The organism is Streptomyces tendae (assembly GCF_014650435.1).
Lineage (GTDB): Bacteria > Actinomycetota > Actinomycetes > Streptomycetales > Streptomycetaceae > Streptomyces > Streptomyces tendae.
On sequence record NZ_BMUY01000011.1, the window covers coordinates 228,179 to 250,899 of the forward strand.

General features: G+C 71.1%; 39 protein-coding genes and 1 pseudogene. 38 read left to right on the forward strand and 2 right to left on the reverse strand.

Going from position 1 to position 22,721, the window contains the following annotated elements; all coding sequences use genetic code 11:
- Positions 1-200 precede the first annotated feature (200 nt).
- The 4 genes and pseudogenes from IE258_RS28050 to IE258_RS28065 form a co-directional block, all read left to right on the forward strand.
- Positions 201-1,274 carry a Rieske 2Fe-2S domain-containing protein gene (locus IE258_RS28050; RefSeq protein WP_189747943.1) on the forward strand — a complete coding sequence of 358 codons (1,074 nt, stop codon included), beginning with the start codon at positions 201-203 and terminating at the stop codon, positions 1,272-1,274.
- Positions 1,271-1,441, forward strand: coding sequence for a hypothetical protein (locus IE258_RS28055; protein ID WP_109028635.1), 171 nt, complete (start codon positions 1,271-1,273; stop codon positions 1,439-1,441). The genes IE258_RS28050 and IE258_RS28055 overlap by 4 nt, the downstream gene beginning before the upstream one ends.
- Positions 1,438-2,385 carry a PDR/VanB family oxidoreductase gene (locus IE258_RS28060; RefSeq protein WP_189747945.1) on the forward strand — a complete coding sequence of 316 codons (948 nt, stop codon included), beginning with the start codon at positions 1,438-1,440 and terminating at the stop codon, positions 2,383-2,385. The genes IE258_RS28055 and IE258_RS28060 overlap by 4 nt, the downstream gene beginning before the upstream one ends.
- 143 nt (positions 2,386-2,528) lie before the next feature.
- Positions 2,529-2,819 (forward strand): annotated as a pseudogene (locus tag IE258_RS28065) (ABC transporter substrate-binding protein); the annotation flags it as partial.
- A 68-nt stretch (positions 2,820-2,887) separates the two neighbouring features.
- On the opposite strand, the gene IE258_RS28070 reads toward IE258_RS28065, so the two are convergent.
- Both IE258_RS28070 and IE258_RS28075 read right to left on the reverse strand, forming a co-directional pair.
- On the reverse strand, positions 2,888-3,172 hold the full coding sequence (locus IE258_RS28070; protein WP_189747949.1) for a hypothetical protein: 285 nt from the start codon (positions 3,170-3,172) through the stop codon (positions 2,888-2,890).
- Positions 3,173-3,331: 159 nt separating this feature from the next.
- Positions 3,332-3,772, reverse strand: coding sequence for a helix-turn-helix domain-containing protein (locus IE258_RS28075; protein WP_229892471.1), 441 nt, complete (start codon positions 3,770-3,772; stop codon positions 3,332-3,334).
- 277 nt (positions 3,773-4,049) lie between these two features.
- Between IE258_RS28075 and IE258_RS28080 the strand changes: the two genes are divergently transcribed.
- The 34 genes from IE258_RS28080 (at position 4,050) to IE258_RS28240 (ending at position 22,633) form a co-directional block, all read left to right on the forward strand.
- Entirely contained in the window at positions 4,050-4,343 is a 294-nt protein-coding gene (locus IE258_RS28080) for a helix-turn-helix domain-containing protein (RefSeq protein WP_189747953.1), read from the forward strand.
- On the forward strand, positions 4,340-4,528 hold the full coding sequence (locus IE258_RS28085; protein ID WP_189747955.1) for a hypothetical protein: 189 nt from the start codon (positions 4,340-4,342) through the stop codon (positions 4,526-4,528). The genes IE258_RS28080 and IE258_RS28085 overlap by 4 nt, the downstream gene beginning before the upstream one ends.
- 92 nt (positions 4,529-4,620) lie before the next feature.
- Positions 4,621-5,004, forward strand: a complete 384-nt coding sequence (locus IE258_RS28090; protein ID WP_189747956.1) for a hypothetical protein — start codon at positions 4,621-4,623, stop codon at positions 5,002-5,004.
- Positions 5,001-6,182, forward strand: coding sequence for a hypothetical protein (locus IE258_RS28095; protein WP_189747958.1), 1,182 nt, complete (start codon positions 5,001-5,003; stop codon positions 6,180-6,182). Before IE258_RS28090 ends, IE258_RS28095 begins: the two co-directional genes overlap by 4 nt.
- The gene (locus tag IE258_RS41775) at positions 6,179-6,304 is read left to right on the forward strand and encodes a hypothetical protein (protein ID WP_268256346.1); all 126 of its coding nucleotides are present in this window, start codon (positions 6,179-6,181) and stop codon (positions 6,302-6,304) included. The genes IE258_RS28095 and IE258_RS41775 overlap by 4 nt, the downstream gene beginning before the upstream one ends.
- A complete protein-coding gene (locus IE258_RS28100; RefSeq protein WP_189747960.1) occupies positions 6,301-6,735 on the forward strand; it encodes a hypothetical protein in 435 nt (144 codons plus the stop codon). The genes IE258_RS41775 and IE258_RS28100 overlap by 4 nt, the downstream gene beginning before the upstream one ends.
- A complete protein-coding gene (locus IE258_RS28105) occupies positions 6,732-7,172 on the forward strand; it encodes a hypothetical protein (RefSeq protein WP_189747962.1) in 441 nt (146 codons plus the stop codon). The genes IE258_RS28100 and IE258_RS28105 overlap by 4 nt, the downstream gene beginning before the upstream one ends.
- Positions 7,165-7,413 (forward strand): hypothetical protein, encoded by a 249-nt coding sequence (locus tag IE258_RS28110; RefSeq protein WP_189747964.1) that lies wholly within the window; start codon positions 7,165-7,167, stop codon positions 7,411-7,413. Before IE258_RS28105 ends, IE258_RS28110 begins: the two co-directional genes overlap by 8 nt.
- A complete protein-coding gene (locus IE258_RS28115) occupies positions 7,410-7,619 on the forward strand; it encodes a hypothetical protein (RefSeq protein ID WP_189747966.1) in 210 nt (69 codons plus the stop codon). Before IE258_RS28110 ends, IE258_RS28115 begins: the two co-directional genes overlap by 4 nt.
- On the forward strand, positions 7,616-8,557 hold the full coding sequence (locus IE258_RS28120) for a hypothetical protein (protein WP_189747968.1): 942 nt from the start codon (positions 7,616-7,618) through the stop codon (positions 8,555-8,557). The genes IE258_RS28115 and IE258_RS28120 overlap by 4 nt, the downstream gene beginning before the upstream one ends.
- Positions 8,557-9,711, forward strand: a complete 1,155-nt coding sequence (locus tag IE258_RS28125) for a recombination directionality factor (RefSeq protein ID WP_189747970.1) — start codon at positions 8,557-8,559, stop codon at positions 9,709-9,711. The genes IE258_RS28120 and IE258_RS28125 overlap by 1 nt, the downstream gene beginning before the upstream one ends.
- The gene (locus IE258_RS28130; protein ID WP_189747972.1) at positions 9,711-10,442 is read left to right on the forward strand and encodes an exonuclease domain-containing protein; all 732 of its coding nucleotides are present in this window, start codon (positions 9,711-9,713) and stop codon (positions 10,440-10,442) included. Before IE258_RS28125 ends, IE258_RS28130 begins: the two co-directional genes overlap by 1 nt.
- Positions 10,439-10,717: a hypothetical protein gene (locus IE258_RS28135; RefSeq protein WP_189747974.1), complete on the forward strand. Its 279-nt coding sequence runs from the start codon at positions 10,439-10,441 to the stop codon at positions 10,715-10,717. The genes IE258_RS28130 and IE258_RS28135 overlap by 4 nt, the downstream gene beginning before the upstream one ends.
- Entirely contained in the window at positions 10,714-11,310 is a 597-nt protein-coding gene (locus IE258_RS28140; protein WP_189747976.1) for a hypothetical protein, read from the forward strand. Before IE258_RS28135 ends, IE258_RS28140 begins: the two co-directional genes overlap by 4 nt.
- Positions 11,307-13,028, forward strand: coding sequence for a DNA cytosine methyltransferase (locus IE258_RS28145; RefSeq protein ID WP_189747978.1), 1,722 nt, complete (start codon positions 11,307-11,309; stop codon positions 13,026-13,028). The genes IE258_RS28140 and IE258_RS28145 overlap by 4 nt, the downstream gene beginning before the upstream one ends.
- Entirely contained in the window at positions 13,028-13,612 is a 585-nt protein-coding gene (locus tag IE258_RS28150) for a hypothetical protein (RefSeq protein WP_189747980.1), read from the forward strand. Before IE258_RS28145 ends, IE258_RS28150 begins: the two co-directional genes overlap by 1 nt.
- Positions 13,609-13,809, forward strand: coding sequence for a transcription factor WhiB (locus tag IE258_RS28155; RefSeq protein WP_189747983.1), 201 nt, complete (start codon positions 13,609-13,611; stop codon positions 13,807-13,809). The genes IE258_RS28150 and IE258_RS28155 overlap by 4 nt, the downstream gene beginning before the upstream one ends.
- On the forward strand, positions 13,806-14,201 hold the full coding sequence (locus IE258_RS28160) for a YfdP family phage-associated protein (RefSeq protein ID WP_189747985.1): 396 nt from the start codon (positions 13,806-13,808) through the stop codon (positions 14,199-14,201). The genes IE258_RS28155 and IE258_RS28160 overlap by 4 nt, the downstream gene beginning before the upstream one ends.
- A 3-nt stretch (positions 14,202-14,204) precedes the next feature.
- Positions 14,205-15,032 carry a DUF2303 family protein gene (locus IE258_RS28165; protein WP_189747987.1) on the forward strand — a complete coding sequence of 276 codons (828 nt, stop codon included), beginning with the start codon at positions 14,205-14,207 and terminating at the stop codon, positions 15,030-15,032.
- On the forward strand, positions 15,032-15,343 hold the full coding sequence (locus IE258_RS28170; RefSeq protein WP_229892473.1) for a hypothetical protein: 312 nt from the start codon (positions 15,032-15,034) through the stop codon (positions 15,341-15,343). Before IE258_RS28165 ends, IE258_RS28170 begins: the two co-directional genes overlap by 1 nt.
- 12 nt (positions 15,344-15,355) lie before the next feature.
- Positions 15,356-17,275 (forward strand): AAA family ATPase, encoded by a 1,920-nt coding sequence (locus tag IE258_RS28175; protein ID WP_189747989.1) that lies wholly within the window; start codon positions 15,356-15,358, stop codon positions 17,273-17,275.
- Between the two features lie 92 nt (positions 17,276-17,367).
- On the forward strand, positions 17,368-18,024 hold the full coding sequence (locus IE258_RS28180) for a hypothetical protein (protein WP_189747991.1): 657 nt from the start codon (positions 17,368-17,370) through the stop codon (positions 18,022-18,024).
- Between the two features lie 40 nt (positions 18,025-18,064).
- Complete coding sequence (locus IE258_RS28185) at positions 18,065-18,346, forward strand: hypothetical protein (RefSeq protein ID WP_189747993.1); 282 nt, start codon at positions 18,065-18,067, stop codon at positions 18,344-18,346.
- Complete coding sequence (locus IE258_RS28190; RefSeq protein ID WP_189747996.1) at positions 18,343-18,747, forward strand: hypothetical protein; 405 nt, start codon at positions 18,343-18,345, stop codon at positions 18,745-18,747. The genes IE258_RS28185 and IE258_RS28190 overlap by 4 nt, the downstream gene beginning before the upstream one ends.
- A 75-nt stretch (positions 18,748-18,822) precedes the next feature.
- Positions 18,823-19,791, forward strand: a complete 969-nt coding sequence (locus IE258_RS28195; RefSeq protein ID WP_189747998.1) for a hypothetical protein — start codon at positions 18,823-18,825, stop codon at positions 19,789-19,791.
- The gene (locus tag IE258_RS28200) at positions 19,788-20,027 is read left to right on the forward strand and encodes a hypothetical protein (RefSeq protein ID WP_189747999.1); all 240 of its coding nucleotides are present in this window, start codon (positions 19,788-19,790) and stop codon (positions 20,025-20,027) included. The genes IE258_RS28195 and IE258_RS28200 overlap by 4 nt, the downstream gene beginning before the upstream one ends.
- A gap of 50 nt (positions 20,028-20,077) precedes the next feature.
- On the forward strand, positions 20,078-20,356 hold the full coding sequence (locus IE258_RS28205) for a hypothetical protein (protein ID WP_189748002.1): 279 nt from the start codon (positions 20,078-20,080) through the stop codon (positions 20,354-20,356).
- A complete protein-coding gene (locus IE258_RS41375) occupies positions 20,353-20,784 on the forward strand; it encodes a hypothetical protein (protein ID WP_229892475.1) in 432 nt (143 codons plus the stop codon). Before IE258_RS28205 ends, IE258_RS41375 begins: the two co-directional genes overlap by 4 nt.
- Positions 20,781-20,978 carry a hypothetical protein gene (locus IE258_RS28215; protein WP_189748003.1) on the forward strand — a complete coding sequence of 66 codons (198 nt, stop codon included), beginning with the start codon at positions 20,781-20,783 and terminating at the stop codon, positions 20,976-20,978. The genes IE258_RS41375 and IE258_RS28215 overlap by 4 nt, the downstream gene beginning before the upstream one ends.
- On the forward strand, positions 20,975-21,232 hold the full coding sequence (locus IE258_RS28220) for a hypothetical protein (protein ID WP_189748006.1): 258 nt from the start codon (positions 20,975-20,977) through the stop codon (positions 21,230-21,232). The genes IE258_RS28215 and IE258_RS28220 overlap by 4 nt, the downstream gene beginning before the upstream one ends.
- Positions 21,229-21,399, forward strand: coding sequence for a hypothetical protein (locus tag IE258_RS28225; protein WP_189748008.1), 171 nt, complete (start codon positions 21,229-21,231; stop codon positions 21,397-21,399). The genes IE258_RS28220 and IE258_RS28225 overlap by 4 nt, the downstream gene beginning before the upstream one ends.
- Positions 21,396-21,896, forward strand: coding sequence for a hypothetical protein (locus tag IE258_RS28230; RefSeq protein ID WP_189748010.1), 501 nt, complete (start codon positions 21,396-21,398; stop codon positions 21,894-21,896). The genes IE258_RS28225 and IE258_RS28230 overlap by 4 nt, the downstream gene beginning before the upstream one ends.
- Before the next feature lie 3 nt (positions 21,897-21,899).
- The gene (locus IE258_RS28235; protein WP_189748012.1) at positions 21,900-22,172 is read left to right on the forward strand and encodes a hypothetical protein; all 273 of its coding nucleotides are present in this window, start codon (positions 21,900-21,902) and stop codon (positions 22,170-22,172) included.
- Positions 22,173-22,174: 2 nt separating this feature from the next.
- Entirely contained in the window at positions 22,175-22,633 is a 459-nt protein-coding gene (locus tag IE258_RS28240) for a WDGH domain-containing protein (RefSeq protein ID WP_229892477.1), read from the forward strand.
- Positions 22,634-22,721 lie beyond the last annotated feature (88 nt).

Genomic DNA, 22,721 nt, shown 5'->3' on the forward strand with positions numbered 1-22,721 from the left:
ACGGAGACGACGCTGTCACGCGGCGTACCGCCTCGGACAGTTGCGGCTGTCACCACTCCGAGGTGCGGAACGCACAGGTAACTTCGCGGCGGCGGAACTCCCGGAGCGGGAGAATTCCGCCTGACGGAAGTGCTGTTGCCGGGGCGGGACGGCGTGGCGATGGTGTGACCACACGACGTCGAGGACGACGGGAGCCGCGCATGCCGCACATGACCGCCTTCGCCAGGAACCAGTGGTACGTCGCCGCCTACAGTCACGAGGTGGGGCGCGAGTTGCTGGGCCGCACGGTTCTCGGGGAACCGCTCGTGCTCTACCGCGCCGAGGAGGACGGGAGCCCGGTCGTCCTGCACGACCGCTGTGTGCACCGCCGCTATCCGCTGTCCGAGGCGCCGACGCGGCTGGACGGGGACCGGATCGTGTGCGGGTACCACGGGTTCACGTACGACACGACCGGCACCTGTGTGTACGTGCCGGGCCAGAAACGGGTCCCGCGCACCGCCCGGGTCGCCTCGTACCCGGTGGCCGAGCGGGACTCCCTGGTGTGGGTGTGGATCGGCGACCCGGCGCTGGCCGATCCGGAGGCGGTGCCGCGGGCCCGGCACCTGGACGCGCCGGGCTGGGTCACGGTCCGGGGCATGGAGCCGATCGACGCGGACTACGGGCTGCTGGTCGACAACCTCCTCGACCTGTCCCACGAGACGTATCTGCACGGCGGTTACATCGGCACGCCCGAGGTCGCCGAGACGCCGATCACCACCGAGGTCGACGAGGGCGCCGGGATCGTCCGGGTGAGCCGGCACATGGACGACGCCGAGTGCCCGCCGTTCTACGCCAGGTCGACGGGGATCGGCGGGCGCATCGACCGCTGGCAGGACATCGAGTACCACGCGCCCTGTCTGTACCTGCTGCACAGCAGGGTCGCCCCGACCGGTGTGGTGCCCGCGCCCGACGGCAGCGACCCGGACGGTTTCCACACCGAGATCACCTACGCCATCACGCCGTCGGGCGACGGCAAGGTGTACGACTTCTGGGCGGTCTCCCGGGACTGGGCGACGGACGACGCCGAGGTCACCGAGTTCCTGTACAAGAACAACCGCACGGTCGTCATGCAGGACGTCGACGCGCTCAACCTGCTGCAGCGCACGCTCGGCAGTGAGCGCACCGGCTATCAGGAGCTGAGCATCAACATCGACACCGGGGGTCTGGCGGCGCGCCGCATCCTGGCCCGGCTGGTCGAGGAGGGCGCCGGGGCCGGACCGCGGGCGGCCCGGTGAGCGGCCGTACCGGCGAGGTCTACCGCGTCGACTGGCTGCCCGGCACCGACGTCCTGCGCGGCACCTGCCACTGCGGCGCCGAGCACACCGCCGAGGACCCCGTCGCGATGTGGGACTGGATGCTCGCCCACCCGCGAGGACACGACCTGCCCGGGGACGGTTCATGACCCGGTACGAAGCCGAACTCGTCGTCGCCCGCCGGGAGACCGCGGCCGACGGCGTGCTCGTCCTCACCCTGCGCCACCCGCTGGACGAACGGCTCCCGGCCTGGGAGCCCGGCGCCCACGTCGACGTGGTCCTCGGTCCGGGCCTGGAGCGGCAGTACTCGCTGTGCGGCGACCCGGCCGACCGGGCGCAGTGGCGGATCGCGGTGCTGCGCGAGAAGGACGGGCGGGGCGGCTCGGCCTACGTCCACGGGGAGTTGCGGGCCGGGGACGCGGTCCGGGTGCGCGGCCCGCGCACCAACTTCCGGCTGGAGCCCGCGCCCCGCTACCGATTCGTCGCCGGCGGCATCGGCATCACCCCCGTCCTGCCGATGCTGGCCGCCGCCGAGGAGGCGGGCGCCGAGTGGACCCTGCTGTACGGCGGGCGGACCCGGGCCCAGATGGCGTTCACGCAGGAGTTGGCGCGGTACGGCGACCGGGTCACGCTCGTCCCGGAGGACGAGTCGGGGCTGCTCGACCTCGCGTCCGGGCTCGCCGACCTGTCCCCGGACACCCTCGTCTACTGCTGCGGGCCCGGCCCGCTGCTGGACGCCGTCGAGGCACGCTGCCCGGCCGGGAGCCTGCGCGTGGAGCGGTTCCGCCCGAAGGAGGCCGACGGGGACGCCCCGGCGGGGGCGGAGGCGGAGTTCGAGGTCGTCCTCGCCCGCAGCGGCCGTACGGTGGTCGTGCCGCCCGGTGTCTCGGTCCTGGACGCGGTCCGTGGAGCAGGCGTCGAGGTGCTCTACTCCTGCACGGAGGGCACCTGCGGGACCTGCGAGACGGAGGTCGTCGAGGGCGCTCCCGACCACCGGGACTCGGTGCTCACCGAGGAGGAGCGGGCCGCCGGGGAGACGATGCTCATCTGTGTGTCGCGGTGCCGCGGCCGGCGGCTGGTGCTGGACCTGTGACTCCGCGGCGGCACACCCTCGGTTGAATCCTCAACGGCCCATCTCGGCAAGAGCATTGACCACGACTGAGCGCCGGCCCTACGTTCCCGCTGAGCACGTTCCCACTGAGCACGTCCACTGAGCACGTTCCTCCAGGGGGAGTCATGCGTCGTCTGTTCGTCGGCCTCACGGCCGTGTCCGTCCTGGCCGCCGCGACGGCGTGCGGTTCGTCCGACGACTCCGGGGGGTCGGACGGGTCCGGCTCCTCCGGGGGCACCACCGAGGTCGAGGTGGGCCTCATCCCCATCGTCGACGTCGCGCCCCTGTACCTGGGTCAGAAGAAGGGGTTCTTCGAGAAGCAGGGCCTGAAGCTGTCCTTCTCCAGCGCGCAGGGCGGCGCGGCGATCGTGCCGGGCGTGGTCAGCGGCCAGTTCGAGTTCGGCTTGTCCAACATTGGTCTAGGGAACCATTAAAGCCGCAGGCTACGAGCCTGCGGCTTTGATGGATCGTTCATGCAGTGCTCTCAGCTGGCGCCCGGCCAGTTCTGCACCCACCAGCCCTCGCGGACGATGCGGCCGAGCTGGTCGAGGAGTTCGTCCCGTGCCTGAGTGCTGACGTGATGTCGGTCGGCGAGCCACATGAACTCCCCCTTGCGCTCGACGCCCATGACGGCCCGGCCCCCCGGCAGGCTGTCGACGAGCTCCATGCGGAATTCCGCGTCCGGCTGGGGTTCGGACTGCTCCTCGCGGGGCAGGTCCTGTCCATCCGGCGTCTCGTCGCGTGAGCCCTCGCGCTCCCCGTCCGCCATCGCATTGCCTCCCCAGGTACATCCGCACATGGCACATTCGTTCTGGTGTTCGAACGCGTGTGCGGACTGATCTAATATGCGCCCCCCAGGCGGATCACCGACGATGCCATACCGATCAGAGTGTGACCAGAGTGAATCGCTGAGTAATAGAAAGTCGTACTAATCGTCCGACTTGCCCTGGCCAGGGCCGTTACGCTGCGCTCGCCTCCGGGCCATGACTTCGGCGATCTCCGCCAGTTCCTGGCGGTCCTCCTCCGTCATCTCCCCTGCGTGCGCCACGATGATCCTCAGCGTGCGGTCGCCGCTCCATACACCCGAGGAGGCCCCGGCGACATCGAGACCGAAGAACTGCGCGGCCGCCGCCGCCCTGAGTTCGTCGAGCGGAATCCTGTAGCCGGCCTCTAGAGCCTTGAGGAGTTCTTCCTTAGGGGCGTCGACAGGCTTGCCGTTTTCGACCTTGGACAGCCACCCGAACTTCGCCTGAGCACCGCTGCCGGGGTCGACTGAGCGCAACTCCATCTCCCGCAGGCTCAGGCCGAGGTCAGCCCGGCGCTGCCGCAGTAGGTCGCTGAACTCGGTTCGCCGCCCTTGCTCCGTCATGGCGTGCATTGTGCCCTCTCGATTCGCCCCGTGACGCCTGTTGTCTACGTTACGCCTGGAGATCACCGCGAAAATACCAGGTCAGCGGGCACAACCGTTTGCCCCCCGGCACAAAGTGTCTACGCACACACCCCGTGTGCGCTATCCCCCCAGGGCGTGATGACTCAAAAAAGTCGCCCCCTCAACGCTTGTGCGTTTCCGTAGACACCACGTCTACCGCCGTGTACTGTCGGTCTTGTTCACGGAAACGCACACAGCGTCTACGGAGGTGATACACATGCGCCCTCAGCAGAACCCCATGGTCCTCGTGAGCGCTGACCTGCTGGTCCGCCTCATGGAGCGCACCGGCGACGGCCGCTCCGTCAGCGTCCGCGAGCTGGCCCGGGTGGCCGGCTGCCACCCCAGCAAGATCGGACACCTGCGGACCGGCGAGCGCGAGACCGCCGAGCAGGACGAAGCAGCGGCAATTGCCAAACGGCTTGGAGTAGACCTCCTCGTCCTGTGGCAGCCCACCGGCCGCACCGTGCAGGCGCCGGCCGAGCCGAAGCTCCTCGCGGCAGTGGCCGGATGAGCGCCGCACGGTTCTCCATCGCGGAGGCCGAGGAGCGTCTCGGTCCGGCTGCGGCGGCGGAAGCGAAGCGGAGCGCCGCTGAGGCGCCGCGGTTCCGCCCGGAGCAGATCGAGCATCTGCGGGCGCTGTTCGCCTCGGCCGTCGTGCTGGGGCAGACCACGCCGCCGGCGGCGAAGGCCGCCTGACCCACCTAACGCCGAAGGGCCGCTCCGACTGTGCCGGCCTGAGCAGCCCTACGACTCGGCGACCCCATCACCAGAACGAAAGAGAGGTCCCCGTGACCACATCATTCCAGACCCCACAGGTGCAGCACCTTTCGGTGCTCGACCAGTGGGCCGCTCGCGAGCGGAACGAGAGCAACTACGACACCACCGTTGCCTACCGCGGTCTTCCGGCCTCCGGGCACATCGCGGTGCGGGCGACGGCGGACGCGGTGCTGGTGACCGCGACGGACATCGACGTGCTGGCCGAGTGGCTGTTCGTGCAGGGCGGCACCGTGTCGAAGGTGGACCTGCCGTCGGGACAGACGGTGTGGACGCTGCACACGAAGACGTGGACGGACTCCCCGGTGAAGTTCCCGGAGATCCCGGTGCACGTGACCGTGGTCCTGCCGTCGACCGAGTCCGTCATCCACGAGATCGCTGCGGCGGTGGCGGCATGAGCGCCCCTTCGACGATCGCGGCCGCCCTCGCCTCCCTCCTCGACACGGCCCCGTCGTGGCTGCCGCAGGTGGACCACTGGGAGATCGCTGAGGACACGGACACTTGGATCCTCTCCGGTCAGCTCGCCGGTGACCCGCGCGAGGCCGAGGCGTTCGGGCTGCTGGCTCCGGTGATCGAGCGGGCCCCGTCCGCGCATTCGGATGACGGCCGTCTGGTGAAGGTGCCGTTCGAGTGGGACGGCGTGCCGGGGCAGGTCTGGTATCTGAGGCCGGTGGAGCGGTACGTCGTGCCGGAGCGGTGCGCTACGTGCCCGACGCTGTTGGCGGACGCGGGCAACCAGTTCGTGCGGCTGGGTGGGCGTGGGGCTCCGGTGATCTGCGTGCCGTGCCGGGATCGGATGCATGAGGCGTGGGTGCGTGAGGCTGCGGTTCGTGAGCTGGGTGCGCTGCCGATGCCGGCGGGCCCGGAGCCGCAGGCAGGGCCGCGGTCCTTCAACCTCGTTGGTGAGGTCACGGCCGACGACTACGACGACGCCGTGTACGCGGCCGAGCAGGCGTACTCCGGTATGCGGGGCCAGGGCTACAAGGGCAGCATCTCGGTCGACACCGGTGCCGGTGTGTCCGAGGCCGAGTTGGACAGCGCGATGCAGGAGCTGTCGGCGTTCCTGCGGGTGCGGCTGGCGCTGGAGTCGGCGAGGCGTGGCCGTCGTGAGCTGCGGGCCGAGCTGTACACCGCGCAGGCCCACGGCCGGACGTTCCTGGATCAGCGCAACGCTCACGCGACGGAACTGCTGGCGCTGCGTCCGAAGGTCGCCGAGCTGGAGGCCGAGCGAAACAAGCTGGTCCGCTGGCACGCCGAGGACGACGCCGCCATGACCCGGCAGCGCAACCTCGTTGCCGAGCTGCGGGCTCGCATCACCGAGCTGGAGGCCGCACAGCAGCCCGCCGAGGGCTCCTCGTACCCGTCGGTGCTGCCGTGGGCCCGGCTCATGGACGCCGAGGATCTCGCCGAGTTCCTGGCCGAGGTGGAGCACGCCATCGCCACCCCTGGAGCCACCCCGGCTGAGGCACTGGCCGCTGTGGAAAAGAGGTGCGGCACCTGGCGAGTCATCGCCGAGGCGCAGCACGCGCACAACACCGCGCCGGGCCCGGACGCCGAGGCGGGTGAGCCGTCGTGAACGTCATCGAGTGGCTCGTCTGGCTGACCGCCGTCGGTCTCATCTGGGTCGCGTTCTGTGCGAGCGACCTCCCCTCTCTCCTCTCTCACCTGCTCCACCGCCACCACGGAGGCCGGTCGTGAAGCTCATCCGCGCCGGGCGCCTCGCCCGATTCATCGCCACTATCCGCCGCCACAACCTCGGCACCGTCCGCGCCGGAGCCACCAACATCCAGGTGACCCGCATCGCGGGTGGCGCCGCCCTCAGCCTCACTGACGCCCTGCGCCCCGCTGTCCTGGACCTCGCCGAGATGCACGCCGAAGACCCCGGATCGTTGGCCTCCTTGCTGGAGGAGATCTGGGACCTGGCCGGTGCGGCTGGCGGCCGGGACTCGCACGCCCGGCATGAGCTGGACGAGCGGGTGTCCGTGTTCCTGGAGGCGGTGGGTGCGCACGAGGTGCGCGTCTACGACGGTCAGGTGGAGCGGCTGGCGGCGCTGCTGTGGGAGTGCCGTGGGCAGCAGGCTCCGGTGTCGCTTCCGGCTCAGCGCCGCGAAGGCGGTGCCGCCGCATGAGCGCCCACACGGCCCGTCAGGGCATCTTCAACGTCCTCACCGGCCGCGCGGTGTGCCCCGCCTCGCGACCGGACGATGAGGCGGAGGGACTCCTCAACGCCGACCGCGCCGAGGTGATCAGCGAGCTGGCCGCGAAGCTCGACAGCCGCCTGAGGCTCACCAGGCACAAGACGGTCAGCAAGGACGCCATCCGCCGCTTCCTCCAGCTGGAGGCCTCAGTCGCCCGCGCCGCCACCCCCGGGGAGAAGAGCAGCCGCCCGACGGCCGACGCCACTCCCGAGGCGTACGACGGCGAACTGGCCATGCTCCGGCAGCTGGTCCGCACGCTCCGGGTGGTCGTCCGCCCTGACGACGCCGACATGGGCGAGGTCCGGCGGCTCCTGTGGCAGCACGCCGACGACGAGACCGCGGCCCGCCAGGAGGCGCGCCGTGGCTGACCTCACCACCCGCCGCGAGTACCTCTACGCCGCCGTCCAGCAGCACGGCCGCCCCGTCACCACCGGACTCGCCGAGCAGCTGCTGGCCGACAGCCCCTGGCCCACCGCCCGCCGCAACACCACGCGGAAGACCCTCCGCGGCTTGGCCCGCGCCGGGCGCCTGGCCGTCAGCCAGGACCCCGAAGGCCGCACCACCTACCGCCTGACCAGCACGACCACCGGAGAGGACGGCCAGCCGTGAGCCACCCGACCCTCACCCCGACCAGCGACACCACCCGCGTCCTCGGCCAGATCGAACGCGGCGAGATCCGCTGCGGCGCCGACGCCGCCCGCGAGATCGCCGCCCGCGCACAGGCCGCCTACGGCGACGACGTCTGGGGCCCGAACCCCGACGACGCCGCGTGGGCCGACGCCCTCGCCTCCCTGAACGGAGACAGCACCGCATGAGCACGAGCACGACGGTCGGGGCTTCGGCCCCGGCCGCCGGCCGCCGCCCGCGGAAGACCGCGAGCGCACCGACCGGCACCGACCGCATCCCCAAGCCCAGCCAGGGCTGGTACCGCGTCAAGGGCACCGACCTCAAGCTCCGCCGCGTCACCACCATCCTGGAGCAGGGCACCAGCAAGGGCGACGCCCTCACCTTCTGGGCCGGGAACATCACCGCCGAGACCGCCATGGCGAACCTCCCCTACCTGGTGAGTTCCTCGCTCTACCCGGACCAGCGCACCGAGGCCTACGACTGGCTGCGCCGCGCCCACACCCGCAAGAAGGACGAGCGCAAGGACGTCGGCTCCGCCGTCCACAAGCTGATCGAAGCGCACGTTCTCGGCAAGCCGATGCCCGCCGAGCTGCTAACCAACGAGGAGCTGGCCCCGTTCCTCGACCACTTCCTGACCTTCGTCGAGGACTGGAAGGTCACCTTCGAGGCCTCCGAGATGGTCGTCGGCAACGAAGCGCAGGGCTACGCCGGCACCCTCGACTACCTCCTGCGGTCCCCGCTCATCGCCGCCGCCCTGGCCGACTACTTCGACACCGAGGTCCCCGCGGACACGGTGTTCTGCGGCGACACGAAGACCGGCGGCGAACTCGACGTGAAGGGCGTCTACCCGGAGGCGTCGCTGCAGATGGCCGCCTACCGCAAGGCCAAGGTCGCCTGGCTGAAGGACGGCACGAAGGTCCCGATGCCCGACACGTTCTGGTCCGGCGTGGTCCTGCACCTGCGGCCGGAGGGCTACCGGCTCATTCCCGCGGTCGCCGACGACGCCGTGTTCGACGCCTTCCTGACCGTCAAGCGGAACGCCGAGTGGACGTCCGGCCTGTCGAAGACGGTCATCCGTCCCGCCCTCACCCTGCCCGTCACCACCAGCGAAGAGAGGGCCGCCTGATGCCCATCCTTGATCTTCAGCGCCGCATGCGGCAGCTCGGCGAGATCCGCCTCGGCCACGTCGTCCCCACCCGCAACGGGAAGACCCGCCCCGCCAAGCTCGACAAGTTCCGCTTCACCAGCCCCTCCCGCGAGATCCTCACCGAGGTCGCCAAGCTGTACGGCGGAGAGGTCAAGCCCTGGACCCCGGCCAACGGCGGCCCCGCCGAGTTCGAGGTCTACTCGCAGGCCAACCGGCTGCCCGTGCTGATCCCGCCGAAGGACGCGGTGTCGCAGTGGTACGAGCTGTACGCCGGATCGAAGTGCCAGCGCCGCTGCGACGGCGTCACCGAGCAGAAGTCCGACCGGCCGTGTATGTGCGATCCGGACGACCGCGAGTGCGCCATGACCACCCGCGTCAACGTCATGCTCCGCGACGTCCCCGCGCTCGGCCAGTGGCTCCTCATCTCCAAGGGCTACTACGCCGCCGTCACCCTGCCCCCGGCCGCGGAGCTGCTGTCGCAGGCCGGCGGGTACGTCGCCGGGTGGCTCGGGATGGAGGAGAAGACGGCCATCGTCAAGGACCAGTTGGCCCGCTTCAAGGTCCCGACGCTGGATGTCGAGATCACCCCGGCCGCGTTGATGGCCGGACAGATCACCGGCGGCGAGGTTGCGGCGATGGCGTCCGGTCCGGAGCGCGTGGCAATCACCTCGGGACGTCCGGACTACGCGGCACTCGCCGCGGTCGCTGCCACGGCCGAGGAGGTCGGCAAGCTCTGGAAGCAGGCTGTCGACGCCAAGCACATGGACGACGACCTCGCCAAGGTGCTCAAGGCCCGCGGCGAGGATCTGCGCTCCAAGAAGGCCCCGGACGAGGACGCCGGTCCGCACCCGGACGACACCCAGCGCGTCCTCAACCCGGCCGACTACGGCGACGCCGGTCAGGACCAGATCGACGAGTACGTCCACGACGTGGAGATCGTCGATGACGTCCCTAACCCAGCCGCCGCTCAGGAGGTCTGGTTCCAGATCATCGCCGCCGCCGGACCGCGCGGCATGACCACCGAGCAGGTCGAGACCGCGTTCGCCCGCCAGCACAGCGGCCTCCACCCGTCCTCGGCCACCGTGGCCCAGCTGAACGAGTTCCTCACCGCGTTGAAGGGCGGTGCCCTCTGATGGCCGCATGGTTCGAGGGACGCCTCGCCGGATTCGACCTGGAGACCACCGGCGTCGACGTCGAGCAGGACCGCATCGTCACCGCCTGCGTCGTCCAGTGCGGCGGCGGCAACCCCACGCAGTCCGCCACCTGGCTGGCCGACCCGGGCATCGAGATCCCCGAGGGCGCCGCGAAGGTCCACGGCATCACCACCGAGCGGGCCCGCGCGGAGGGGCGGCCGGCGGCCGGGGTCGTCGAGCAGCTGATCGCCGCGCTCGCGGAGAGCGTCCTCGCCGGGCTGCCGGTGGTCGCGATGAACGCTTCGTTCGACCTGACCATCGTCGACCGGGAGGCCCGCCGCCACGGCGTGCAACCGCTCGTGGACATCGTCGGCGGCGACCTCCGCGTCGTCGACCCGCGCGTCCTCGACAAGCAGGTCAGCCGCCGCAAGGGCCGCCGCACCCTGTCCGACCTGTGCGACCACTACCAGGTGCCGCTCGGCGAAGCGCACTCGGCGGACGCCGACGCGATCGCCGCGTGCCGAGTGGCGTGGCGGCTGGGTACGACGGTGCAGCAGCTCGGCGCGATGAGCCTCGACGACCTGCACCAGGCCCAGATCAAGTGGGCTGAGGCGCAGGGCCGTTCCCTCGCCGCGTACTTCCGGCGGACGCCCGGCAAGGAGTCGTGGGCGGACGGGGTGCGCACCGAGTGGCCGTTCATCCCGGCGCAGCGCGGGGGTGAGGCGCCGTGAGCCAGTTCGCCGCCGCCATGACCGGCGCAGGCACCACCGTCGCCGTCGGCCTCACCCTCATCGCCCGGTCCGTCCGGCCCCACGGCCGCCACCGCAAGCCGGAACCGCCGGTGCTGCTCGGCCCGGCCCTCGACCGGACCGCAGCCCTGTGCCGCACCGAGCGCCGGGTGACCGTCCACGCCCGCACTCACGTGACGCGGGAGCTGATCTGCATGGACTGCCACAACCCCAGCCCCGACCCGCTCGCCATCGCTGCTGCGGAGGGAGACCAGTGACCACTCTGTTCGATGTCGAGGCCCAGGCCGCCCCCGCGGCGGCCGGGCCCCGGCCCCGCTACCGAGTCGCCGGACTCGACATCAGCCTCACCGGAACAGGGGTGGCCACCCTCGGCGGCACAACTCGAGTTCCCACCACCGGCCGCCGCAAGGACACCATCGTCCAGCGCAACGCCCGGATGAAGCACATCACCGACACCGTGCTCACCGAAGTCGGCCACGTCGATCTCGCCTGCGTCGAAGGTCCCGTCGCCTACACCACGCCAGGCGGAAGCACGTGGGACCGCGGCGGCCTGTGGTGGCGGATCGTGTCCGCGCTGCTCGAGCGAGACATCCCTGTCGCCGTCGTCTCGCCCACTGCTCGAGCGAAGTACGCCACGGGAAGCGGAGCCTCGAGGAAGGCCGCCGTGCTCGAGTCGGCGCAGCGCCGGTACGGAGCGATCCTCGAGTCCGACGACGAAGCCGACGCGCTGATCCTCCGCGCCATGGGCATGGAGTGGCTCGGCACCCCCCTCGCCGAGGTCCCGGACGGGCACCGTGCGGCACTGGCCGGCGTGCAGTGGCCCGACCGCGAGGCGGTGCAGGCCCGATGACCTACCGCCACGACAACGACGCCCTCACGGTTATGGACTGGTTCTGCGGCGCCGGGGGCTCCAGCCAGGGCATGCACTCCATCCCCGGCGTCCGCATGACCCGCGCGGCGAACCACTGGGAGCGGGCGATCGAGTCCCACGCCACGAACTTCCCCGACGTCGACCACTACCGCGGCGACATCCGCGAGGCCCCCGTGCACCGGTGGCCTGTGACCGACATCTTCTGGGCCAGCCCCGAGTGCCCGCAGTGGTCCAACGCCCGCGGCAAGAAGCGCGACTTCGACGCCTCCCTCCAGGGCGACCTCTTCGACGGCTTCGGCCCGTCCGAGGAAGTCGAGCGGTCCCGCGCGCTGATGGAGGAGGTGCCGCTGTACCTGCGCGGCGTGCAGGAGCGCGGCGGCCTCGTCAAGGCCGGCGTCGTCGAGAACGTCGTCGACGTCCGCGCCTGGGACCAGTGGGACCGGTGGCTCGGCGAGCTGCACAAGCTCGGCTACCGCACCCGAGTCATCGCTCTCAACTCCATGCACGCCGACCCTCGGACCGTGCACAAGGCGCCGCAGTCCCGCGACCGCCTGTACGTCGCCTACTGGCACGAGTCCCTGGCCCGGACCCCGGACTGGGACAAGTGGCTCCGCCCGCGCGCCTGGTGCCCCGACTGCGACCAGTGGGTGCAGGCCGTCCAGCGGTTCAAGACGCCGGGCCGCGACATGGGCCGCTACCGCCAGCAGTACGTCTACCGCTGCCCCAATACCAACTGCCGCAACCGGGTGCTGGAACCTGCGACTCTCCCCGCCGCCGTCGCCATCGACTGGTCACTGCCGGGCCAGCGCATCGGTGACAAGCCGCTCAAGGAGTTCTTCTCGGACAAGGCCAAGACGAAGTCCCTCGGCTTCCACCCCCTCGCGCCGAAGACCCTCGCCCGCATCGAGGCGGGGCTGAAGAAGTTCGCGCAGCCCCTCGTCGTCCCCGCCGGCGGGACCTGGCGCAACGACGCCACGCCCGCAGTCGAGCCGATGCCGACACGCACCACCCGCGAGAACGACGCGCTGGCCGTGCCGCCGCTCCTGATCCCGGTCGAAGGCCGGGACGGGAAGGAACCTGGCTCCGCACACGCCCCGCTGCGCACGCAGACCGCACGGAACGAGACCGGGCTGGCGTGGCTGCCGTTCATCGCCGAGCTACGCGGCGGCGGCTCGGTCGCTCGCCCGGTGTCCGACTCCCTCGCCACCGTCACCGCGTCCGGCAACCACCACGGCCTCGTCGCCCCGGCCTTCCTGATGCGGAACAACACTCCGCGCGGCAACCCTGGCCAGCTCTGCACCGGCATCGACGAGCCCGCCCGCACGCTGACGGCGGCCGGCCACCAGTCCCTCGTCACCTGGGACCACCTCCTGGTCCCCTACTACGGCAACGGCACCGCGCGCACGGTCCGGGAACCGGTCGGCACCCTGTCGACCCGCGACCGGTACGCGCTCGTCCAGGGCCAGGTCGACGTCCAGGACGTCCTGTTCAGGATGTTGGAGCCGCACGAAATCGGCCGGGCCATGTCGTTCGCCGACAGCTACGTCGTCCTCGGCAACAAGCGGGAGAAGGTCCGCCAGTACGGCAACGCGGTCACCCCGAACTGCGCCGAGGTCATCGTCACCGCCCTCGTCGAGGCCATCACGGGCGAGGACATCGAGCGGCACACGGCGCCCGCGGTGGAGGTGGCCGCCTGATGTCCACCTACACCGCCCGCCGCGAGAAGGCCGCCCGGAACCGTCGGCACCAGGGCATCCCCGGCTGCGTCCCCACCCGCCCCGTCCTCCAGCACATCCACACCCTGAAGAAGCACGGCTGGACCAACCCCGAGATCGCCGACACCGCCGGCGTCGACCGCCGCACGATCCACAACGTCCTCCACGGCGAAGTCGCCACCGTCCACCAGCGCACCGCCCGCGCGATCCTCGCCCTCCGCCCCGACGACGCACCGAAACGAGTCCCCGCGATCGGCACCCGGCGGCGCCTCGAAGCCCTCGCCGTCATGGGCTGGCCCATGGCGCACGTTGCCGCGGAGGCCGGGATCCGCGGCACCCAGGTCACGGAGATCGTCGTCGGCCGCCGCAAGCGGATCCCCCGCGAGCAGGCCGAAGCGGTCGAACGGATCTTCCGCGAGCGCGCGCTGAAGCAGGGCCCGTCGAAGCGGACCCGGACTATCGCCCTGCGCAACGGCTGGGTGACGGCGCTCGCCTGGGACGACATCGACGACCCCGACGAGAAGCCGCAGGGCCTCAAGCGGCGCCGCACCCGGGCGGCGGCATGACCGGCTGGGTCGGCGGCCTCCAAGTCCGCCGCACCGACCGCGGCCAGACTCCGATCGCCGACTTCCTCTGCACCGCATGCGGCACCTTCCGCCGCATCACCGGCCGCGACAAGGTCCGCGACTTCGTCCGCGCCAACCCCATCACCGACCACCGGGCCACCTGCTCGGCCAACCAGAAGGGCACCACCCAGCGATGACCGCGAACACCGAGACCGGCGAGATCCAGCAGGCCCCCGTCGCCGCCTTCCTCGCCTCCCACCTCAACGGCCGCACCGACGAGGAACTCTCCACCGAGTTCCACACCCTCCTCGACGCCGTCCGCGCCCACGGCAAGAAGGGCGAACTGACGATCAAGATCGTTGTTGAGCCCCCGGCCAACGGCGTCGACTCCGCCCCGCTCCCCATCGGCGTCGAGTCCACCATCAAGGCCCCCAAGCCCACCCAGCCCAAGTCCCTCTACTTCCTCGACGACGAGGGCCTGCCCGTCCGCGAGGACCCCCGTCAGATGTCCGCCGGCGTGTACCGCAACACCGACGGCACCACCGAGTTCCGCACCGCCGACACCACCACCAACTACAAGAAGGCATGACCCGTGACCTACACCGAACTCGCCTCCACCAACGGCGAAGCGCAGACCATCGTCGACACCGCCCTGCGCACCGCCCCGCCCGCCGAACTGGAGCCCGGCAAGTACTACGCCTTCCACACCCAGACCGGCATCAAGGAGGTCGACCTCACCGGCCCCGAGCACACCGGCACCGTCGCACGGAAGTTCGGCACCACCACCGTCCGCGACGCCCAGTCCTTCCTCACCTACTGGGACAAGCACCACGACGACAACTCCGAGGTCTACGCCGATAACGAGCGCCTCACCGTCACCGCCGTCCTCGACGCCCACACCGCCGACGGCGCCCGCTGGGGAGGCCACCGCCTCCACCTCGCCCTCCGCGAGACCACCGCCTGGCAGCAGTGGACCCGCAACGACGGCCAGCTCCTCGACCAGGAAGCGTTCGCCGAGTTCTTGGAGGACCACCTGCCCGAGCTGCTGGAGCCGTCCGCCGCGGACATGCTGGAGATCGCCCAGTCCTTCCAGGCCGCGCAGAAGGTCGACTTCCAGTCCGCCACCCGGCTCTCCTCCGGGCAGCGGCAGTTCCAGTACGTCGAGACCGCCACCACCAAGGCCGGGCAGAAGGGCCAGCTCACCGTCCCCGAGACCTTCGTCATCGGCCTCGTGCCGTTCGAAGGCAGCGAGGGCTACAAGCTCACCGCCCGCCTCCGCTACCGCATCGGCCAGAACGGCCTCCGCCTCGGCTACAAGCTGGAGCGGCCCGACGAGATCCGCAAGACCGCCTTCGCCGACGTCGTCCAGGCGGTCGGCGAGCAGATCGACACCACGGTCATGAACGGGACCGCAGCCTGATGGCCAGCCGCAGCCGGGGCAGCACCACCACCGGCACCCGCTGCCCCAGCTGCGGCCAGCCCCTCCTCAGCCAGTGGGTCGGAGACGTCGCCGCCATCAAGGCCACCGTCACTCTCCCGCCGGCCGACGCCCGCCTCCCGTACACGGAAGCGCTCAAGGACCGGAGCCCGGACAGCCTCGTCTGGTGCCTGCCCCGCGGCCCCCACCGGGCCCCGCGCCTGCGCTGGACCCACGGACGGCACCCGCCGGACTGCCCCCACCAGCACCTCACCACGCACCGCTGCACCACCGAACCGACCACGCTCTTCTGAGGAGACCGCCCCGTGCCCGTGGACAACGTCCGCCACATTCCGCACCAGTCGGCGGACGAGGACGGCCCCGAACAGTACGACGCTGAGCGGTACGTCCTCGGTGGCTGCATGCACCAGCCCAAGCAGATCCCCACCATCCGCGGCATCCTCAACCGCACCGACTTCGCCCTGCCCGCCCACGAACTCATCTGGGACGTCCTCGGCCACCTCTACGACCAGGGCGAGCCCGTCAACCCCATCGCCCTGCGCATCGAACTGGAGAAGCGCAAGGAACTCCGCCGCGCAGGCGGCCTCTCCTACGTCGCCCAGCTCGGCAACTACGGCGGCGACCCCGACTACTACGCCCAAGAAGTCCGCCGCCGCGCCGACCTCCGCTCCGAAGCCGAACTCGGCCGCCGCATCGTCCAGCAGGCCACCGCACCCGACGCCGAGCCGGGCCGCGCCGTCACCTTCATCGACGACTACCTCAAGCGGCAGTCCGAACGCGCCGCCGGCCGCTCCGGCGACCCCGCCGACGCGCTCCTCGCCGAACTCCTCGACGCGTCCAGCCTCGACAACATGCCGACGCTGGAGCCCCTCGTCGGCGACCTCCTCCACCTGGACTCCCTCGCCCGGATCGTCGGCCCCTCCGGGCACATGAAGTCCTTCGTCACCATCGACCTCGCCGGGCACGTCGGCACCGGCATGAAGTGGCACGGCCACTACGTCCGCCAGGGCACCGTCGTCTACCTCGTCGCCGAGGGCGCCCGCGGCATCCGCAAACGCGTCCGCGCCTGGGAGAAGCACTACGGCCTGAAGATGGACAACGTCCTCTTCCTGCCCCGCCCCGTGCAGGCGATGAGCCCCGAGTGGGACACCCTCATCGAGGCGATGGGCCGCCTCCAGCCGCAGATGATCGTCATCGACACCCAGGCCCGGATCTCCGTCGGCGTCGAGGAGAACTCCGCGAAGGAACTCGGTGTCGTCGTCGAGCGCATCGAGGAACTGCGCCGCGCCACTCAGGCATGCGTCCTCGTCATCCACCACACCGGCCACATCGGCGAGCACGGCCGAGGCTCCTCCTCAGCGAAGGGCGCCCTCCAGTCCGAACTGCACGTGTCGAAGAAGGGCGACAACGCCAAGAACATCGTCGTCACCGTCAAGGTCGGCAAGCAGAAGGACGACGAGGAGTCCGGCGACATCCAGTTCGGGCTGAAGGTCATCACCCTCGACGGCGAGGCCAAGCCCGACGGCCGCCCGGTCACCTCCGTGGTGCTGGAGTCCCTCGACCACCGGCCGGCCGACGAGGTGAAGGGCACGCCCGAGTGGCTCGTCCGAGTCCTCGACAAGGCCGACATCCCCCTGAAGTGGGGCAGCCCCCGCGTCATCAAGTGGTGCGCGGACTACAAGATCCAAATGCGGAAGGACAAGATCGAGGAAGCTGTCCGCATCCGGAAGCAGCGGAACTCCTTCGACGAGGCGCGTACCGGGACGGGGGATGTCAATTCGGGCGCCCACTCTGGGGCAGACCTGGACATGAACGACATCACTCCTCTGCAGGTGTCCGATTCACCCCCGAATGACCTCCCCCCAGACCTCCCCCGCGATCTTGGAAGCCACCTCCCCCACGATCAAGGGGGGAGTTCGGGGGAGTTCGAAAAAACCCGCAGGTCAAACCTCCCCCCAACTCCCGGGGGACCCCCGGGGGACGTCCCTTCCCCACCTCCCTCCCCCCGCCCCGTCTCTAGGACGGGGGGAGGTACGGAGGGGGACCCCGGGGAGCAGGGCAACACAGGCCCGCTTTGCACCATCTGCGACCGCCCCATGAACCCCGACTGGGCCAACCGCGGATACGACACCCACCTCGGATGCGACCCCGCCACCGGCAGCCACCCCGACCGGCCCGACCACGGACACGGACACGGGACGGACGAACACCACGGCGCCGCCTGACCGCCCATCCGGATACCAGCCACCCCGCGCGAAAACGATCCCTACCGCGCAAACCCGACCACCACCCAACACGCCACCCACAGGAGCACCCAGTGACCGAACGCCCGTACACCGACACCGACCTCCGCGCCGAAGCGGCCCGCCAGCACGCCACCCTCACCGAGGACCCGGACTTCATGGGCGTCGGGGAGCAGATGGAAGCGGCCTGGGTGCCGTCCGTCGAGACGACCGAGGACGGCAGCGGACGCACCTGGAAGCAGCTCCTCGTCGTCGAGGACGAGACCGGGGACGACGAGGACTACGCCGCCTACGACGAGGCGCAGCGGAAGATCCACGCCCTGATCCGTGGCGCGGCCGACGTGTCCGAGTGGGCCGTCAACCTCGGCGCCGACGGCCTGGAGCCCTCCACCGAGCACGAGATCACCCTCAACGCGGGCCGGCCGATCGCCCGGATCCACTTCGCGTTCGAGCCGAGCATGCCCGAGGAGATGCGGACCGATCTCGTCGAGGGCATCGGCGACGCGATCAACGAGGCCGGGGCTGACCGGGAGGACGACGCCGAGGGCGAGCCGGCCGACTCCGACAGCGACGTCTTCGACCTGATCAGCGAGATCGCGTCCAGGCTGCGCGACGCCACCGACAGCGGCGAGTACCACGCCGTCGGCCTGATCTACGACCTGGCGATGAGCCGGACCACTGTCGCTGAGGCGCGCGCCGAGCTGGCGGACATCGAGTTCGGCCACGTCTGACCGCAGGCCGACACCACCACCCGAACCCGAGAGGACCGTCATGCCCCACCAGACCACGCCCCAGCCGCTCGACCCCGACACCGTCAACGCGATCGTCCGCGACATGGACGACCCCCGATACCCGACCCGGATCACCGTCTACTGCGACCACTGCGGCGTGCAGAACACCGGCGAGTACCTGGTGCGCGAGGGCATGACCAGCCGGGAGCGGCTCGGCGTCGCCCGGAAGCACCTCGTCGAGAACGAGGGCTGGGAGCACACGGCCGACGGCGACGACTTCTGCCCGGTCCACGCCGCGCCGGCGGCCGAGGCGCAGCAGTGACCGGCCGGCAGAACGAGATGGTCGCCAGCCTCGCCCGGGACGGCTTCAGCCGAGACGAGATCGCCGCCATGTGCACCCCCACCGCGTCCGTTGCCGACGCGCCCGACCCGACACCGCTGCGCTGGGGGCTGAACGACGTCCTCTGGGGCGACGACGACACGGTGACGGTGCTGCTGTCCGGGCCGGATGGTGAGCCGTACTGGCTGGAGCTGGACCCGGAGCGCGCGACGGTGCTGCGCGCGGACCTGGCAGGACCCGGCGGCGATCCGGTTGCCCGCGTCCGCGCCCTCCACACGCGCAGGGCCAACGGCACCTGCGCGGCCCGCTGCTACAGCACCGGCATGGCGCCCGAGCCCTGGCCCTGCCCCACGATCCGTGCTCTCGACGCCCCCACGGCGTGAGCAGCAGGCCGGCCGCCCGCGCAGTCGAAGTGCGCGGGCGGCCGGTGCCCGAACCCTACCCACCTGGAGAAGACCATGACCGGACCCGCCTGCGGCAACAACCCGAACCACAAGCTGACCGACGGCGACCGCCGCGTCGTCGAGAGCTTCCGGACCTACCTCGCCGCCCGGGGCGCACTCCTCGAAGCCGCTGACTGGTACGCCCAGCAGGGCAAGACCGCCCTCGCCGCCGCACAGGTCGCCACCGACCTGCGCCGCCGAGCTGGCGCTGAAGCGCGCCACGTGGACGCCAGCCCGGCGGCCACCGAGACCGACGAGGAGCGCGCCGACCGCGAGGAGACCGAACGCGACCACGACCGAGGCGATCACACGCACTGCGGGATCACGTGCGAGGTCGAGCTGCCGACCGAGCACCTGCGGAACTTCGTGACTGCCAAGGGCTACCCCGGCACGAAGGGTGCGCTCGCCGAGCTGGAACGCCGGGCCGCAGCCAACGTCGACCTCCCCGCCCGCCTGCTTGCCTGCGGCTTCTGCTACGAGGAGCAGGGCGAGGAAGTCCATCCGCACCCGGAGTGCCCGGTCGGCGGGGTCGCGCCCGCCGACCAGGTCGGACTCCGCGACCGCATCGCCGACGTCATCCGAGAGTTCCCCTTCGACGACTTCGGCCTCGACGACCTCGCGTTCCTCCTCGACAGCACGCCGGACACTCAGGAGTGGGTACCGAAGCTCGCCGACGCGGTGCTGGCCGTGCTGCCCGCGACCACCCGCCACGACACCGACACGAGCGCCGGGCCCGTCTGCAAGGACGCCGAGGGCTGCCACCGTGTCGTGCCCTGCGAGCCCGGATGCGGCACGAGGAACCTCCTGGCGGAAGCGACGCGCCCGCTGCCCGCGCCCGCCGACCGGGCCGCCGCCGGGGCGCGGCAGGACGGGGCGGACCACGTGTGCAACTCGGTGATGGCCCGCGGCCACATGGACGAGCCCCTGGGCTACTTCATCTGCGGTATCTGCGGGACGCCGAAGAACGGGGCGCAGCCGTCGTGATCATCGCCGACGCCCTCGACGCCCTCTGGTCCCTCGGCGCCGCCCTCCTCATCTGGCTCGCCCTCATCGCCACCGCCTTCGTGCTCGCCCTCGAAGCCCTCGCCGTCGGCCTGTACCTGGCCGCCCGCGCGGCCTGGCGCGCCCTCACCGCACGCACCCGCCGCCCGTCCTGGGCCCGCACCCGCGCCGCCGCACGCCGCTACGCCCGCAACCCCGACTACGACGAAGCCGCCTGACCACCGCCCCGGCCCACACGGTCGGGGCCCCACCCCAGAAGGCACCACCCATGACCCAAGTCCCCGTTCCCAAGATCCACGCCCAACTCGCCGACCCCGGCCCCGGAGAACACCTCTGGACCGTCCTCACCATGCACCGCGTCAGCGACGACACGATCCGCCGCCTCAACCGCGGCGAGACCCCAGACGCCGAACTCCTCGACCACGAGAACCTCCTCACCCTCGAAGGCCCCGGCTGCTTCAAGTGCGAGCAGCCGTACAGCCGCTACATCGCCCACCGCAAGTGCACCGGCATCCTCGACCTCCAGCCGATCGGAGACGACCGATGACCGAGTCCCGCCGCTTCCACCTCCAGCGCACCCACGACGTCACCGGCGTGTCCGGCACCGGCCGCGTCGCCAACGGCGTCCTGTGGCCCGACGGCACCGTGTCCATCCGCTGGGCGGGCGACCGGCCTTCCACCGTCTTCTGGGACGACGTCGCCCATGCCGAAGCCGTCCACGGGCACGGCGGCCACACCGCCATCGTCTGGGACGACCCCGACCCCGACCCCGCCCCGGCGGGAGACTGCGAGCACTGCCCCGACGGCCACACCCCCGCCGACAGCGGCTCCCAGCCCTGGCACGTCCGCGTGGGCCCCGAGCGAGACGGGGACGGGCAGCCGATCCGCCTGTACGTCGAGCGGTCGGCTGGCGCGCACGTTGCTGACGCCGACGCCGAATGGATCCGGGCCCGGCTCAACGGCGGGAAGCCGTGACTGTCGAGCAGCTCGCCCTCGACTGCGACCCCGACTGGAACGACGACATTCAACCCGCCGACGACGAAGACCTCGACCGGCCACCCAGCCCCTTCGCCCTCCGACAAGCCGAACTCCGAGACCAGCAAGACCAGGGCGCGAGCCGGTATGCGCTCTGGACCGCCCACAACGTCCCCACCGGGAGTTACCTATGAGACCCGCCCGCCGTACCGCCCGCGCCTGCCAGGCCGGCGCGTTCTTGTCCGCCGCATCCGCCGGCTACTCCCTCACCTGGCATCCCTGGCTCGCCGTACCCGGGCTCGTCGGCGCCGGCTTCCTCCTGTGGGCCGCCGCGTCGACCCAGGGCGCGGGTGACCGGCGAGCCGATCTCCATGAACGCCTCCACGACGCCGCCGCATCGGATGCGGCCCTCCTCACCCCCGACCAGCAGCCACGGAGTCCAGCATGACCGGCCCGTCGTCCAGCCCCCGGCCGGAGCGCGCGCCCCGGCCGGGCGTCACCTGGCAGACCGAGCTGGTGCGCGTCGAGCAGCTGGTGGACGACGACGCACCCGACCCCCGACCGAACCGGAAGGCCCGGCGTGCCATGGCGCGCGCAGCACGGAGGAACCGATGACCATCACCCGATACCGCAAGCGGCCCGTCGAGGTCGACACCATCCAGTGGACCGGTGACAACGAGGCCGAACTGATCGCCTTCACCAGCAACAACTTCCACGCCCTGGACGACGCCGACCGGGAGAACTCCGACGATCCCGAGGCCACGGCCACGGTGTACGACAAGCTCCACTCCACCTGGATCCTCGTCTACACCGGGCAGCACATCGTGCGTGGCGTGAAGGGCGAGTACTACCCGATTGCCGAGGACGTGCTCGCCGAGACGTACGAGCGCGTGGACGGGACCCCGGAAGCGGCCGAGCTGGAGACGACCGCCCGCGTCCTCTCCGGCCTCCACCGGTCCGCCGAGGACACCGTCACCCGCGTCATCACCCTCCACGAGCAGTGGGTCGCCGCCGGACCGCCGCCCCTCGGCGCGCCCCTCGCCCGCTGGTGGGACGCCCGCCTCGCCGAGCTGCACAACGCCATCCAGTCGCCCGCCACCCCCACGGAGTAGCCCATGCACTGCCGCGTCTTCGCCTCCGAGGTCGCCCGCAAGCTCACCGCCCGCGGCCACATCAACTCCACCACCGGGCCCGCCTGGCGGCCCGGCCACCGCGTCTCCCAGGCCAGCCCCAAGACCGCCCGCATCTGGCACGACGGACCTGACGAGCAGGCCCACCTCGACCAGTACGCCACCGCGCTCCGGACCGCCGGATACACGGTCGCCGCCGAGCGGCCCGCCGGGAAGCGGCCGTCGCTGCGAATCACCCACCAGACCACGGAGAAGTGACCATGCCCCAGCGCCCCAACCGCAGCACCGTCCAGAGCGCCGTGAACGCGACCGCCGCCCGCGTCGGCGAACGCCTCACCAAGAAGATCAAGGCCGTGGAGGCCGAGCGCGACGGCGCCTACCGTGAACGCGCCCACCTCGTCGCGCTCCTCGCCGCCCTCACCGACGACGCCGTGATCTCCTACGCCCGCGATGTCGAAGAGCCCGGCTGGCAGATCGTCTACCTCCAGCTCGGCGGTCACCAGGCCAGCTGGCACATCAGCCCGCGCGACGCCGAACTCTTCGCCCACGTCGAACGCGTCGACGTCGAGGATTCACGGGCCCAGTGGGACGGCCACAGCACCGAGGCCAAGTACGAGCGGATCGCCTCCTGGACGGCCGATCTCGCCGAACAGTGCGGTCCGGCCTGCGCCGAGCAGCACACCGAGACCGGACGTTGCGAGATCGCCCGCAGCCGCTGAGCACGACGAAGGGGCGTGCCTCTCGACCTCCCCAGGCCAGGCACGCCCCATCCGGTGATGTTCACCGTACCCGCCCCACCAGCACCAC